Annotated in this window: 16 protein-coding genes and 1 tRNA gene; 4 read left to right on the plus strand and 13 right to left on the minus strand. The window is 40.9% G+C overall.

Features of this window, described 5'->3' with window-relative positions; all coding sequences use genetic code 11:
- Position 1 precedes the first annotated feature (1 nt).
- The 4 genes from ABIB50_RS12955 to ABIB50_RS12970 all read right to left on the minus strand — a co-directional run bounded on the left by ABIB50_RS12955 (position 2) and on the right by ABIB50_RS12970 (position 3,713).
- Positions 2-1,132: a chorismate mutase gene (locus ABIB50_RS12955; protein ID WP_429380150.1), complete on the minus strand. Its 1,131-nt coding sequence runs from the start codon at positions 1,130-1,132 to the stop codon at positions 2-4.
- Positions 1,133-1,180: 48 nt separating this feature from the next.
- Positions 1,181-2,086 carry a prephenate dehydratase gene (locus ABIB50_RS12960; RefSeq protein ID WP_429380151.1) on the minus strand — a complete coding sequence of 302 codons (906 nt, stop codon included), beginning with the start codon at positions 2,084-2,086 and terminating at the stop codon, positions 1,181-1,183.
- A gap of 316 nt (positions 2,087-2,402) precedes the next feature.
- On the minus strand, positions 2,403-3,500 hold the full coding sequence (gene aroB, locus ABIB50_RS12965; RefSeq protein ID WP_429380152.1) for a 3-dehydroquinate synthase: 1,098 nt from the start codon (positions 3,498-3,500) through the stop codon (positions 2,403-2,405).
- 6 nt (positions 3,501-3,506) lie between these two features.
- Complete coding sequence (locus ABIB50_RS12970) at positions 3,507-3,713, minus strand: RNA-binding S4 domain-containing protein (protein ID WP_429380153.1); 207 nt, start codon at positions 3,711-3,713, stop codon at positions 3,507-3,509.
- Between the two features lie 140 nt (positions 3,714-3,853).
- On the opposite strand from ABIB50_RS12970, the gene ABIB50_RS12975 reads away from it, so the two are divergent.
- The gene (locus ABIB50_RS12975; RefSeq protein ID WP_429380154.1) at positions 3,854-5,032 is read left to right on the plus strand and encodes a proline dehydrogenase family protein; all 1,179 of its coding nucleotides are present in this window, start codon (positions 3,854-3,856) and stop codon (positions 5,030-5,032) included.
- A 15-nt stretch (positions 5,033-5,047) separates the two neighbouring features.
- Here ABIB50_RS12975 and ABIB50_RS12980 read toward each other — a convergent pair whose 3' ends face one another.
- Positions 5,048-5,680: an HAD family hydrolase gene (locus tag ABIB50_RS12980; protein WP_429380155.1), complete on the minus strand. Its 633-nt coding sequence runs from the start codon at positions 5,678-5,680 to the stop codon at positions 5,048-5,050.
- Between the two features lie 2 nt (positions 5,681-5,682).
- Positions 5,683-6,660 (minus strand): sugar phosphate isomerase/epimerase family protein, encoded by a 978-nt coding sequence (locus tag ABIB50_RS12985; RefSeq protein ID WP_429380156.1) that lies wholly within the window; start codon positions 6,658-6,660, stop codon positions 5,683-5,685.
- 90 nt (positions 6,661-6,750) lie between these two features.
- Between ABIB50_RS12985 and ABIB50_RS12990 the strand changes: the two genes are divergently transcribed.
- The 3 genes from ABIB50_RS12990 (at position 6,751) to ABIB50_RS13000 (ending at position 9,043) form a co-directional block, all read left to right on the plus strand.
- Positions 6,751-6,824, plus strand: a tRNA-Ile gene (locus ABIB50_RS12990).
- Between the two features lie 315 nt (positions 6,825-7,139).
- On the plus strand, positions 7,140-8,441 hold the full coding sequence (locus ABIB50_RS12995; protein WP_429380157.1) for a site-specific integrase: 1,302 nt from the start codon (positions 7,140-7,142) through the stop codon (positions 8,439-8,441).
- On the plus strand, positions 8,429-9,043 hold the full coding sequence (locus tag ABIB50_RS13000) for a DUF1016 N-terminal domain-containing protein (RefSeq protein ID WP_429380158.1): 615 nt from the start codon (positions 8,429-8,431) through the stop codon (positions 9,041-9,043). The genes ABIB50_RS12995 and ABIB50_RS13000 overlap by 13 nt, the downstream gene beginning before the upstream one ends.
- On the opposite strand, the gene ABIB50_RS13005 is transcribed toward ABIB50_RS13000, so the two are convergent.
- The 7 genes from ABIB50_RS13005 to ABIB50_RS13035 form a co-directional block, all read right to left on the minus strand.
- Positions 8,945-9,154, minus strand: a complete 210-nt coding sequence (locus ABIB50_RS13005; RefSeq protein ID WP_377124458.1) for a YgaP family membrane protein — start codon at positions 9,152-9,154, stop codon at positions 8,945-8,947. The genes ABIB50_RS13000 and ABIB50_RS13005 overlap by 99 nt on opposite strands.
- A gap of 60 nt (positions 9,155-9,214) precedes the next feature.
- The gene (locus ABIB50_RS13010; RefSeq protein WP_429380159.1) at positions 9,215-10,480 is read right to left on the minus strand and encodes an NAD(P)/FAD-dependent oxidoreductase; all 1,266 of its coding nucleotides are present in this window, start codon (positions 10,478-10,480) and stop codon (positions 9,215-9,217) included.
- 11 nt (positions 10,481-10,491) lie between these two features.
- Entirely contained in the window at positions 10,492-10,938 is a 447-nt protein-coding gene (locus ABIB50_RS13015; RefSeq protein WP_429380160.1) for an OsmC family protein, read from the minus strand.
- Between the two features lie 454 nt (positions 10,939-11,392).
- A complete protein-coding gene (locus ABIB50_RS13020) occupies positions 11,393-12,028 on the minus strand; it encodes a Crp/Fnr family transcriptional regulator (RefSeq protein WP_377124452.1) in 636 nt (211 codons plus the stop codon).
- 77 nt (positions 12,029-12,105) lie between these two features.
- Positions 12,106-12,417: a rhodanese-like domain-containing protein gene (locus ABIB50_RS13025; protein ID WP_429380161.1), complete on the minus strand. Its 312-nt coding sequence runs from the start codon at positions 12,415-12,417 to the stop codon at positions 12,106-12,108.
- Between the two features lie 57 nt (positions 12,418-12,474).
- Complete coding sequence (locus tag ABIB50_RS13030; RefSeq protein ID WP_377124448.1) at positions 12,475-12,711, minus strand: hypothetical protein; 237 nt, start codon at positions 12,709-12,711, stop codon at positions 12,475-12,477.
- 84 nt (positions 12,712-12,795) lie between these two features.
- The gene (locus ABIB50_RS13035) at positions 12,796-12,993 is read right to left on the minus strand and encodes a YgaP family membrane protein (protein ID WP_377124446.1); all 198 of its coding nucleotides are present in this window, start codon (positions 12,991-12,993) and stop codon (positions 12,796-12,798) included.
- Positions 12,994-12,998 lie beyond the last annotated feature (5 nt).

Below are 12,998 nucleotides of genomic sequence, written 5' to 3' on the forward strand. Positions count from 1 at the left end.
ATTAAACGTGGGTAAGTTTCTCTGCCTGCTGACCAGCTTCCTGGCCCGCGTTCATGATCTCAGTTTGTTTGCGGATTGATTCTGCGTGGATCAGCTCCAACAATTTCTCTGTGAAATCAGGGCTTAGTTTTAATGCTTTACCGTAGTTAATACGTTTGTTTAAGATCTCATCCCAACGGTTAACCTGCAGGATAGTGATGTTATTATCTTTTTTGTAAGTACCAATCTCCTCAGCAATTTTCATACGTTCTGCCATCTTTTGGATGATCAGGTCGTCAATTTTGTCGATATTGGTACGTAGCTCGCTCAATTTATCATTAACCTGCGCATTGCTGGTTTCAGGTTTACGAAGCGTTAAGTGATCAATTAACTCAGCCAAAGCAGCCGGTGTAACTTGTTGTTTGGCATCGGTCCAGGCAACGCTCGGGTCAATATGCGACTCGATCATCAAACCTTGCATATCCAGGTCCAACGCTTTTTGAGATACATAACCTATCAGGTCGCGGTTACCAGAGATATGGCTTGGATCGCAGATCAATGGTAAATGTGGTGCCAAAGTTTTCATGTGGATAGCGATATCCCACATCGGCTCATTACGGAAAGCTGATTTCTCGTACGATGAAAAGCCGCGGTGTATAGCTGCCAATTTAGTGATACCGGCATTGTTAATCCGCTCTAAAGCGCCGATCCATAAAGATATATCGGGATTAACCGGGTTTTTAACCATTACCGGGATATCAACACCTTTTAAAGCGTCGGCAATTTCCTGTACGGTAAAAGGGTTAGCAGTTGAGCGTGCACCTACCCAAAGGATATCAACACCGGCAGCTAAGGCTTCTTCAACGTGTTTTGCAGTAGCAACCTCAACAGCTGTAGGTAAGCCAGTTTCTGCCTTAGCGCGTTTTAACCACTCTAAACCAATGCTGCCAATACCTTCAAACTCTCCGGGACGGGTACGTGGTTTCCAGATACCGGCACGTAACGCCGTAACGCGACCCGTTGCTTTTAATAAATGAGCAGTAGCTACCAACTGATCTTCAGTTTCTGCACTGCAGGGACCGGCTATTAATAATGGCTGATTAACAGCTGTTATCCAGGTGCTTAATGGTTGGATGTTTAAATTAAGTTTCATTTGTATGTTATTGTAATGTCGTTGTTTACTATTTAATTGTCTGTTGTTTTATTTCACTGCTTTTTTTACGCTGATGTATTTCCTTTCGGGTTTGGCCGGCGCTGCAAGTGATTTCTCAGTCTCTTCTTCATGACGCTTATACTCGCCCAGTATGTTAAAATTATGTGTGTATTTTAAAATCTGTTTTACAGCGCTGTCATATTGCTTGGTTTCTTCCCATTCTACATCAACATAAAAATTATATTCGTTGCGTTTACCCAAAACCGGCATTGATTGTATTTTGCTCATATTAACACCCTGGTTAGCAAAAATATTCAACACTTTGGCCAATGCGCCTACCTGGTTGCTTACCTGGAAACATAACGAAGCCTTGTTAGCAGATTGTTTAACCGCGTTTTCATGGGTTGTTAATATCAGGAAACGTGTGAAATTCTTTTTATTGGATTCGATACGACGCTCAATAATATCCAAACCATATAGTTTGGCTGCTAAGGTATTGGCAATAGCAACAGTATCAGTTAATTTTTCCTCTGCTATCCGTTTGGCACAAGCGGCGGTGTCACTGCTTTCAACTATTTTAAGATGGGGGTATTCATCAAAAAAGTCTACACACTGGCGTATAGCGATTGGGTGCGAAGTTACATATTTTACCTGTTCAAATGCAACACCCGGCAGCGCCATTAAATGCAGTTGTATAGGCAGGTAAATTTCGCCAATAACCGGGAAGTTATAATTTAACAATAAAGAATAGTTGGGCAGTATACTGCCGGCAATACTATTCTCAATAGCCATTACTACATAATCAGCTTCGTTTGCTTCTAAAGCATCAAATGTTTGTTTAAAAGAGTTACACTCAATAGTCTGGATGTTTTCTCCAAAGTATTTAAAGGCCGCTTCTTCGTGAAACGAAGCGCGGATGCCCTGTATAGCTACTCTTGGTTTGTCTTTCTTCATAACTGCGTTAAAACAAAAAATCCCGGCTTTATGGGCCGGGACTTTTTAAGTTTCTTTATATGTGTGTTAGTGCATATTAGTCCCGGCTCTTACTTGGTAAAGTAAAAGTAGTAGCCATAAAAATATGCGGTTGTTAATTTCATTGTTTTTATTATGCCGTAAATGTAGCAGTTAAAATTGATTTGTCAACAGATAATTTTTATTTTTTTAAAATTAACAGGCGGAAACAAACTTTATATGGTGTAAATTATTTTAGCAGTATATTATTCGGTTGATGATTGGAATATTATGTTTTTCCGGTTTTAATTTTTGCGGACTATAAGTTAGCGTAATAATTCAAACCTTCCAAAAGCTCATCGGCAGTACAGATATTGTCGATATTAAACTGGCCGATTGCACTTAGTAGCGTGCAATTGATCTTGCCGTTTTGGTTCTTCTTATCCTTTAGCATATACTCTAAAAGTGTATCGCTATGTTCCATTTTAAGTTCGTAGCGCGGATACAGGTTGGTTAATACCTGGGTTATTTCCTGTAGTTCGTCGGCGCTTAAGCCTGTTTTTTTGAAAGCCAGGTAAGCTTCGCAGATCATACCGATAGCAATAGCCTCGCCGTGCGATAATGAATCTGTATCGTTAATCAACGACCATGTTTCAACCGCGTGGCCAATAGTATGGCCAAAGTTTAATGATTTGCGGATGTTTTTTTCATGTGGATCTTCCATCACTACCTTATTCTTAATAGCTACCGATTTGTAAACCATTTCGGCAGTAGTGCTGCTCAGGTCGCTTTCTTTAAGTAAGTTCCAATATTCGGCATCGCAGATCAGGCCGTGTTTTAGCATTTCGGCTGTGCCTGACAGGATTTGGCGGGCAGGCAGGGTCTTTAAAAACTCATACTCAATAAACACCCCTTTTGGCTGTGTAAATGTACCGATGATATTTTTAATGCTATCAATATCAATACCTGTTTTACCACCAACCGAAGCATCAACCTGCGATAGCAGAGTAGTAGGCACGTGTACAAAATCAATACCGCGTTTAAAGGTTGATGCTGCAAAACCACCAAGGTCGCTTATAACACCGCCGCCTAAGTTTATCAGTAAACTTTGACGATCGGCGCCAAAATCTATCAGCATTTTCCATACGCCTATGCAAAAATCAATATCCTTGCTTTCTTCGCCGGCGTTAATTTCTATGATATCAAAGTTGTCAGGATTACCCAAACGCTCCCTTAACAACGGCAGGCAGTATTTCGCGGTATTTTCATCTGTTAAAACAAAAAAGCGCGAGTAGCGGCCCTGCTCAATAAAAGTCGCAAGCTCGCCTAAACTATTGTCGAAGTATATATTGTAATTATTGCTCTGTATGGTATCCATAACATCAAATGTGCAGGTATCGGTATCAATCGTATTCATAAAAAATCAAATAACTTTTATTTTGTTACCCCTAAATTCAACCACGTCGCCTTTTTTTACTTTTAAGCGTTTGCGGTAATCAACTTCGCCATTATGTTTTACTTCTCCCTCATCTACAACTATTTGCGCCTCGCCGCCGGTTGAAACCAAGCCGGTTGCTTTTAGTAATTGTATCATTGGGATATAATCGCCGGTAACTTTAAACTCTATCATTTGGGGGCAAAAATAAACTATTCGCAGAATAATGAGTTATGTAACTATCATTTTATAATTTTGCACCACGCAAAACGGTTCAATAGTAGCTTATCTTATTGGTTGGATAGGAATAATATAATGAACCACTAACTCTTACTATGACTGCAAAACATAGCCTGTCTTTTGAAAACACGGAAATTGCTTTCCGCCACTCATCAAATACCGACCTGAAACGTGCCTACTGGCTGTTCAAAATAATTAATGTTAATTTTTTGGTGAAGGTAGGCCCGCCCATTACCAATTTTGCTGTTAAAATAGGTTTACCTATTAAAGGATTGATAAAGGCTACCATATTTAAACATTTTTGCGGCGGCGAAACAATCCGCGAATGCGAAAAAACAATAAAGAGCCTGGAGACCGGCGGCGTGGGTACTATTTTAGATTACTCGATAGAAGGCGAGGACGATGAAAAAGTTTTTGACGAAACCTGCGAAGAGATCATCCGCACCATAAAACGTGCGGCAAAAGACAAAGCTATACCTATTACCGTGTTTAAAGTAACCGGGGTTGGCCGTTTTGGCTTGTTAGAAAAACTTGACGCTAAAGCCACACTTACCGATGCCGAACAGCAAGAATGGCAAAAAGTACAGGAAAGAGTATTGGCAATTTGCGAAAAAGCGCATTCAGTAAATGTGCCGGTAATGATAGATGCCGAAGAAACCTGGATCCAGGATACTATTGACCTGCTGGCTTTGAACATGATGCGTAAGTTTAATAAAGAAAAGGCTATTGTTTATAATACTTACCAGCTTTACAGGCATGACAAGTTGACCTCTATAATGGATGACAATGAAGTGGCTGTAAAGGAGAAATTTATACTGGGGGCTAAACTGGTACGCGGTGCTTACATGGAAAAAGAACGCAAACGTGCCGAAGAAAGGGGTTATCCATCGCCCATACAACCTACTAAAGAGGCCAGTGATAAAGACTTTAACCTGGCGCTTGAGTATTGTATAGATAATATAAAAAGCGTTGCCTTTGTGGCCGGTACGCATAATGAGGACAGCTGCCGTTTATTAACCGAGCTTTTAGATAAAAAGAAAATAGATCATAAAAACCCACACGTGTATTTTGCGCAGCTATTAGGTATGAGCGATAACCTGAGCTTTAACCTTGCCGATGCAGATTATAATGTTGCCAAATATGTGCCTTACGGGCCAATAAAAGCAGTGTTGCCCTACCTGTTCCGCCGCGCGCAGGAAAATACAGCCATAGCCGGGCAAATGAGCCGTGAGCTTGGATTGATAGTTAAAGAGAAGGAGAGGAGAAAGCTATAGGCTAGTTATTGATAGCTAAAGTAATCCGTTGGTTTTAAAGTATTGCTGAATGTTATCGGGCGCGGTCATTAAATAGGTTTGCAGGCCCAGTTTTTTGGCAGTCTCTAAATGCTGCGGACTATCATCAATAAACAACGTCTCGGCCGGATCAAGGTTGTTTTCCTGTAATACCTGCTCAAAAATTTCGGTATCGGGTTTACGCTTACCCATTAAGTGCGAATAGTAAGTTTTTTCAAACAAGCCGCTGTTATCATCCATACCATATTCGCGTTTTAAATAATCATGTACATAATCGTAATGGATGGCATTAATATTACTCAATAAAAAAGTACGGTATTTGTCTTTTAGTTGCAGCAGCAATTTATGGTTCCCTTTGGGGATACCAATGAATATTTGGTTCCATGCATTGTTAATTTGCTCGTTGGTAAGCTCGGGCTTGCCAGTTAGTTCCCTTATCCTATCGGCAAATGCCTGGGGGCTTATTTGCCCTTTCTCTAAAGCATTAAATACATCATCCTGCTGGCGATGCCCATAAAACTCATCAGCGTTGGTTATACCCAGATCTTTCCAGGCTTGTGCCACTTTATTAAAATCGATATGGAATATTACGTTGCCGTAATCAAAAATGATGTTCTTTATAGGTTTCATGGTTAAATATCTTCAGTAATTGCCTTCATTTTAGCAAGGCCGGTTTTGGCTACTAATAAAGCATCTTGTTTATAATAGCTTTCGTTAAATACTTCAAGCGACAGTACTATGGGTTTATTGGGATTTTTAATAGTTTGTAGAATTTGTTTAAGCGGAGCGATACCATCGCCGGTATAAATACGGTCGGGTTCTGATATTTTAGCCGGGACGATGCCCGCCGGATAGTCGTTCATGTGAAAGATCTCTATGGCGTTTTTACCTACAAACGCTAAACTCTCTAAACTTGACCCGCCTTTATAAATATGAAATGAATCTAACAGTACCAGCGCATTTTTATGGCCGCTTGCAGTAGCAACATATAAGACCTCGGCAATACGCTTTAAGTTGGCCGATCCGCCCCACATCTCCACCATGGGTATTACGCCGGTTTTGGTGCCCATTTCTAATATGGTGACATAACGCTCAGTGATCACATCAAGGTTTATCAATGGTAATCCGGTAGCCCCTGAAGGTGGCGCGGCAATGCGATGGCAACCTATCTGCGCAAGCAGGTCCATTTCTGTTTGTAATTGTTTAAGGGCGGCTTGGCGGGTAGCTTTATCATCGACTATCCATTTGGCAAAACCTATGGCATTTTCTATGGTGATGCCCAGGTCGGCAATGATTTTATTTGCTTCAGTTGTTGTTCCGCCGGTTTGCAGGTAGGTTTGAAAAGTATCTATCCAAATTTCTACGGAAGTAAAACCCGCTTTAGCGGCTACCTGCAGCTCTTTAATAAATCCTAATTGCTGCCCGCGAATGGTACTCATGTTTAGCGAGTATTTAAACGCCGCATTAGTTTTTCTTGAAACTCTCATGGCTGATACAGACGTATTTAATAACGCGGCCCCGGCTGTTAACCCTAAAGTTTGTAATGCCTGCCTGCGGTTTTGTGATAGCTTGTCCATGTTAACAATAGCGCCTTGTTTAAGTACTGCCATCAAAAATATAGTATTTTAATTAAAATAAGGCTTTGCAATTTTCAGCAGAAAGTTGTAACATTGCAGCCTGAAATTTAACAAGATTTCTGCGCGCCTATAGCTCAGTTGGTTAGAGTAGAAGACTCATAATCTTTTGGTCCCTGGTTCGAGCCCAGGTGGGCGCACAAATGCACCGAGTGGCGTTTATTTGTACCCTGTAAATCGTTGATTTACAGGGTTTTTTGTTTTATTGCAATCCTTTTCAATCCTTAAAAGTACACCTGGTAGAATACCAATCTGGCTACCTGTTTTCATTTTTTACATTTGGTATCCAAAAGTGGCTTAACTGTTTGTTATACAGCTATTTGAGTAAATTCAAAAAGATCAGAAAAAACTCAAAAAAACTCAAAAAAACAGATTTAGCCTGAAATCCGGATACCTAAAATTAGGTGATCTCAGGATGTTAATTAATCATTTATTCATTTAAAAACTGTTAAAAGATGAAAACATCGCAGTCATTTGGTGTCAACTTCACCATCAAAAAACAAAAGGCTAACAAGGACGGCAGGACAAACGTCTATGCCTGTATCATTGTCAACAAAGAAAAATGCTTTATCGCCCTCAAGCACCAGGTCGAGGTGGAAAGCTGGGATTATGGTCGTGGAAGCGTGAAAGTCAAAGCGCTGGATGCTAAAGAAACAAACGCCTATCTCGAAGAAGTTAAATTCACTATTACCACTTATTACCAACAACTACAGATCGCGGGCAAAGAGATCAGCCCGCAACTGCTCAAGTCTCATTTCCTCGGAGAAGCTATTGAAGAGACCTACAACCTCAGTAAACTGATGGACTATCATCACGAAGTTGCTTCGGCGGCACTGACCTGGAGTACACTTAAACACTATGCAGTTACCCGTCGTTACCTGGAAAAATTTTTGAAAGAGAAACGGAAAACGAGCGATATCCATATCCATGAGATCGACTATAAATTCATCATCGACTTCGAAACCTATCTCCGTAACCACAAACCGGCAGACCATTTCCAGCCACTGAATAACAACGGGGTGATGAAACACCTGATCCGCCTGCGTAAAATGACCACCCTGGCATTCAAACTGCAATGGATCAATAAAGACCCTTTTAAACGCTATAAATTCCGCTATAAGAAAGTCGAGACCGCTTTCCTGTCGACCGCAGAACTGGCGCTTATCCAAAATCATGAGTTCGCGTCCGACTCGCTGATCATGATCCGCGACCTTTTTGTCTATGCCTGTTATACCGGGCTTTCTTTTGTTGATCTGATGAATTTGACGGAGCGCAATGTAGTGAACGGCGAGGACGGCGGGAAATGGCTCAAGCTTTTCCGCCAGAAAAGTAATGAGGCGACCAATATTCCTTTGCTGGCTCCGGCACTTGCGCTCATGGAAAAATATAAGGATAACCCGAGGGCAAATTATTTGGGCACAGTCTTTCCGACCATCACCAACCAAAAGGTTAATATGCACCTTAAAGAGGTCGCCAAGATCATCGGCATCAAAAAGAAACTCACCTTTGGGGTTGCCCGGCATACGTTCGCCACGACCATCACCCTGGCCAATAACGTACCTATCGAAACGGTCAGCAAAATGATGGGCCATACCAAGATCGCCACTACCCAGATCTATGCGCGGGTTTTACTCAAAAAGATCAGCGAGGATATGAGCATGCTTAAAGAAAAATTCGAACAGCAGCCAAAAAGAGCCGCAGGTCGTAAGGGCGTACCCAAGAACCATCTTAAAAGAGTAAGCCAATGGGACCAATAAACAATGATAAACTTTTTCGGTCAGTCAGGGAACTGATCGAAAATGCGCGAACCCAAGTCGTCAGGAATGTCAACACGACCATGCTTTATACGAATTACACCATTAGTCAAATGATCGTTGAAGAAGAACAGCAAGGAAGTGATCGTGCCGGCTACGCCGAAACGGTAGTCAAAGACCTCAATATATCGTTGACCGCTACTTATGGGAAAGGTTTTTCCAAACGAAACCTTGATTATTTCAAACAGTTCTATTTGTGCTACCGGGAGCGAATTGTGCAAACACTGTTTGCACAATTCGAAAGGAAGGCAGAGGGCCTTCCGCTGGCAAGTGTATTAACGGTTTTCGCAGAACAGTTCAAGGTTGGCTGGTCACATTACCTCTTGCTGATGAAGGTCGATCAAGTCAACTTGAAGTATGATCGTAATCACATTACATTGACTAAAATCCCGGTAAATGGAATGAATATGAAAGCCGGTTTCTTACTTTTATGTACAGAAAGCATATTAATGAGCATTCGTTTTAACGGTTTTAATGCCGAAAGGATAATACAACGGACAAAAGCTAATAAAGCTGGTTACTATAAATATGGCAGCAACAATTAATAAAATTATAGCCAATATGCCTGAAATTACGCTCGTGTAGTATAAAACAATTATGGCGACAGCGGCGATAACCCTTAAAACCCTGTCAGTTATTCCCATGTTCTTTTTCATATGATTAAGTTTTTTGTTAAAATGATATGTTGTTTCTTTGATTATATTATAGATCAAACCCTATAAAACAGTGTGATCGCCTACGATCTCACTTAGTGCCAGGCCCCAATGTGGTATTTTCCCTCCCAGCGTATAATACATTTGTTTAAAGCCCATTTTGAGGGCATAGGGTGTAACACCCATTTTCAAATGACTTTCCTTTCCACCCCACCATTCGTTCGTGCGCATGTAGAAGCCTTTTATACCGCCCATATCTCCCATGCAAAGCAGCTCAAACTCCATAGGTTTCACGTCGCCTGAAATTATTCCCAGGTCTTTTGCTAATGTATTGGCTAAAACTTCGGCTTCCATGTGCCCTAACGAGCCGATCTTAGGAACTGTGATAGATGCTGCGTCACCCACAGCGAATATGTTTTTATAGTCAGGATTTCGCATATAAAAGTCAGTAATTACAAATCCCTGATCATCGGTGAATGGCATTTCTTTTAAAAAAGTATGCGGCTGCCAGTCCGGGAAAAGTATGGCTAACTCTGCTTCCTGGCTCGTTCCGTCATTAAACTCTATACCCCCACCATAAACTTTTTTGATACCCAGGGTTTCTGCCTGATAATGATAGCCCATGCCTTGCATCATTGGTAACAACTGATGTAAAATGGTTTCCCCTGCATCTTCGGCAATTACTTTTGCCGGTGTAGATAGGTAGATAGTGGAAGCGGTGCCTTTATGATTTTTTCCCAACCAGTGAGCCAGTGAGAATGACATTTCAACTGGCGGGCCTTCGCAAGCGGTCAGGGCCACAGGCAGACCAGTAGGGAGTTTATCGCTTTTCCCCTGGTGAAACACGGCTGAACTGATGGCAATGGGGCCGCCCTTGTATTCGTTATGCAGGTATTTCCTCAACCGGTTTCCTAAAAACACATCGGTAACGCTATGCCCGTTTTCTGCAAAGCCATCAATTTGATCATAAGCCAAGCGATTACCTAATGCAATCACCAAGTAGTCGTATTTTATTTTACGCACCGGATGCCCAAGCCTTTCATTGGGCTGGTAAAAAACGACGTTGGTTTCCGGATCTATAGTGATCACCTCGGCCTGTATAAAATCGCTGCCGTCGTGTTCTAAAAACGACATAAATTTGAACTGGAGGTCGATGGCCGGATTAATATTGGCTAAAACCTGCAAAGGAATATTTGGCACGAAAGTGAGCAAAGATTTGCGATCAATAATGGTAATAGTCGCTTCATCCATTACTGATGCATGAATATATCTTGCAGTAGTGAGGCCTGCAAAATTACAACCGAGAATAAGTATATGGGGCTTGGCCATAACGTAAATTTTTAAGCGATCTGGGCCATAACAACCTTAGATTGCAGGTGAATGATAGTTTTGACGGAATTGGCAATCAGGCAGTTCTTCTCCGCCATTTCAATTACCCGTGTTGCCTTTTCGGTGCTCATATTAGAAGGTATGGTTGCGGTCGGTTTGAGTATGATCTCTGTTACCTGGAACTTGCCTTCTACCTTGTCAACTACACCGCTCGCTTGTATTTCGAGATTAGTGTATTCCAGTTTGGAGTTTTCAGCGATACCTAAAAAAGTGGTCATAAAACAACTGACAACTGAGGCCACAAATAAGTGTTCAGGTGACCAAAATCCAGGGATGCCCTTATAAAAATCCGGCGGCGTAACCACCTCGATCTGTTGGGGTAGATCCGACGAGCTTAAAGTACCTTTCCTGTCGTGGTTCCATTGAAGATTAACTTCATATTGATGTATTTCTTCCATATTGATTGTTTTCTGTTTCCATTTGCCTATTCGGGGTTACGAAGGCTACTATGCTTTGCCTTCATCCTTTATTTGAACTATTCAGCGATAGATATCATTCCTCTATTTTCTCTATAATTGATTGATAATTCATACGGCGCACATCCTGGTTTATATTTGGCAAGGTGCCGACAATAGATCAGATAGGGTATGATTACGGTCAGTAAAATATATGACGCTTATCAATATCCAAATCTTGTAAGATATGCTCTAACTTTTTGCCCGAAGAGCAGCGTGGGATGGCCCAACTTTAAGTAAAACTCAGTCAGGCTATATTTATAAACTGTGCGGCACCGTAGGAAGGCATAATGAAAGTGCAAATTTTATGCTGGTACGCCACTTCAGGTCATACCGGATTATCAGAAACCAGAGGAATTATTTTAAGAATAAGTGACCATGTGGGAATTAATTTGCGCTAATGATCGAACTCATTCAAGAGTTTTATCTCATTTCTATACAACAGAATCTTTCCGTCATTTTCCAGCTGTTTAAGTAGTCGGGATATGACCACTCTGGAGGTTGCAAGCTCATCCGCGATTTGGTAATGAGAGCTTTTTATTAAGCTGGAACCGGAAACCCGCTGCTTTTCTTTGAGGTAGGCAATCAACCTGTCGTCCAGTTTGTGAAATGCGATGCTTTCGATAGATTTTAAAAGTTCAGACATCCGCTCATTAAAACTGCGCATGATGTAGTTTTTCCAGCTGGGGTATTTGCACAGCCATTCGTCCAGTTTATCATGCGGGATAGCTATTAGTTCACCATCCTCTTCCGCAATAGCTTTTACCTCACTTTTTTTGGCCTCAAGGCAACAGCTATAAGCCATAGAACAACTTTCACTGCTGGAAAGGTAATACAGCAAGATCTCTTTACCACGCTCATCTTTTTTTAGCACCTTTAATGATCCGCGGATAACCAAAGGCATCATCTTAATATACCTACCATAATCCATAATGATGTCGCCTTCCTTAAAAGGCTTCAATACGCCAAATTCCTGAATTTCTTTCATCAGCGCAGGCTCAAATATTGATTCAAATTGGGGCAGTATATCCATATTATTAATTTAGCTGAAAATGTATATTCAACCTAAGATAAAGAGTTATTTAACCCGATTATTAAATATTAATTGCCCTATTTTACAAGCTGGCTTACACTATTCCAACCTCCACCGTTCACAACGTTTGTAAATCCATTTTGTTGAAGTATAGTTTTTGCCTGGCCGGCCCTGGCACCACTTTGACAAAATACAATGATGTTCTTTTTATTCTTGAATTTGGCAAGGTCATAATTGACCCTGTCTAAGGGGATATTCACCGAACCTTTGACATGACCGCCTGCAAATTCGCCCGCTGTTCTTACATCTACCAAATATGCACCTTCTTTAATGATGCTTCCCAAATCTACAGTTTCTGCACTGCCGAATAATTGCTTAAATATGGTCATTTTTTGTTTATGTTCTTAATTAGTCTTTAATACTCTTATCGTATTTTCCACTTTATTTTAATGGACCTCGTCATAGTTGACATTTTCAGCACTTCCCAAACCATTTTTTGTTGGCGAATAACAACCGCCAACCGCGCAACAGCCAAGACTAAAAACAGCCATACTAGTAAAAAAAAATCCTAATACCCCAATAAGAACATCCTTGGAATAAATTGCGTCAATAATTATTATTATTCCGATAATCAATCGAATGATACGCGGAAATGACCAGTTATTAAATATCCTATTTTTCATATTGTACTTTTTCAAAGGTAACTACGGCCAGGGGCTTCATGTGTAACAAAGGTTACATTCAGACCAACACAATTTTTGTAAAGCTCAAACAGTTTTGTTACTCTTCACACCGAAATAATCCAATATCATTTCCAGCGGACAGAATTTAGTAAAGGATGACTGTAAAAGATTAGCGCCAACAAAAACACCCAACCAAAGCCATTGGATATTTACAAAATAAGCAAGACCGATGCTAACTAATACTATAGTGCCGGCAACGGCTCGTACTATTCTTTCTTTCATGATTT

Origin of the sequence: Mucilaginibacter sp. UYCu711 (assembly GCF_050433825.1) — a bacterium.
Taxonomy (GTDB): Bacteria; Bacteroidota; Bacteroidia; order Sphingobacteriales; family Sphingobacteriaceae; genus Mucilaginibacter.

Excerpts from the sequence above, each read along its gene's own strand:
- ABIB50_RS12955 (WP_429380150.1), bottom strand. The coding sequence starts at position 1,132 with ATGAAACTTAATTTAAACATCCAACCATTAAGCACCTGGATAACAGCT.
- ABIB50_RS12960 (WP_429380151.1), bottom strand. The coding sequence starts at position 2,086 with ATGAAGAAAGACAAACCAAGAGTAGCTATACAGGGCATCCGCGCTTCG.
- aroB (WP_429380152.1), bottom strand. The coding sequence starts at position 3,500 with ATGAATACGATTGATACCGATACCTGCACATTTGATGTTATGGATACC.
- ABIB50_RS12970 (WP_429380153.1), bottom strand. The coding sequence starts at position 3,713 with ATGATAGAGTTTAAAGTTACCGGCGATTATATCCCAATGATACAATTA.
- ABIB50_RS12975 (WP_429380154.1), top strand. The coding sequence starts at position 3,854 with ATGACTGCAAAACATAGCCTGTCTTTTGAAAACACGGAAATTGCTTTC.
- ABIB50_RS12980 (WP_429380155.1), bottom strand. The coding sequence starts at position 5,680 with ATGAAACCTATAAAGAACATCATTTTTGATTACGGCAACGTAATATTC.
- ABIB50_RS12985 (WP_429380156.1), bottom strand. The coding sequence starts at position 6,660 with ATGGCAGTACTTAAACAAGGCGCTATTGTTAACATGGACAAGCTATCA.
- ABIB50_RS12995 (WP_429380157.1), top strand. The coding sequence starts at position 7,140 with ATGAAAACATCGCAGTCATTTGGTGTCAACTTCACCATCAAAAAACAA.
- ABIB50_RS13000 (WP_429380158.1), top strand. The coding sequence starts at position 8,429 with ATGGGACCAATAAACAATGATAAACTTTTTCGGTCAGTCAGGGAACTG.
- ABIB50_RS13005 (WP_377124458.1), bottom strand. The coding sequence starts at position 9,154 with ATGAAAAAGAACATGGGAATAACTGACAGGGTTTTAAGGGTTATCGCC.
- ABIB50_RS13010 (WP_429380159.1), bottom strand. The coding sequence starts at position 10,480 with ATGGCCAAGCCCCATATACTTATTCTCGGTTGTAATTTTGCAGGCCTC.
- ABIB50_RS13015 (WP_429380160.1), bottom strand. The coding sequence starts at position 10,938 with ATGGAAGAAATACATCAATATGAAGTTAATCTTCAATGGAACCACGAC.
- ABIB50_RS13020 (WP_377124452.1), bottom strand. The coding sequence starts at position 12,028 with ATGGATATACTGCCCCAATTTGAATCAATATTTGAGCCTGCGCTGATG.
- ABIB50_RS13025 (WP_429380161.1), bottom strand. The coding sequence starts at position 12,417 with ATGACCATATTTAAGCAATTATTCGGCAGTGCAGAAACTGTAGATTTG.
- ABIB50_RS13030 (WP_377124448.1), bottom strand. The coding sequence starts at position 12,711 with ATGAAAAATAGGATATTTAATAACTGGTCATTTCCGCGTATCATTCGA.
- ABIB50_RS13035 (WP_377124446.1), bottom strand. The coding sequence starts at position 12,993 with ATGAAAGAAAGAATAGTACGAGCCGTTGCCGGCACTATAGTATTAGTT.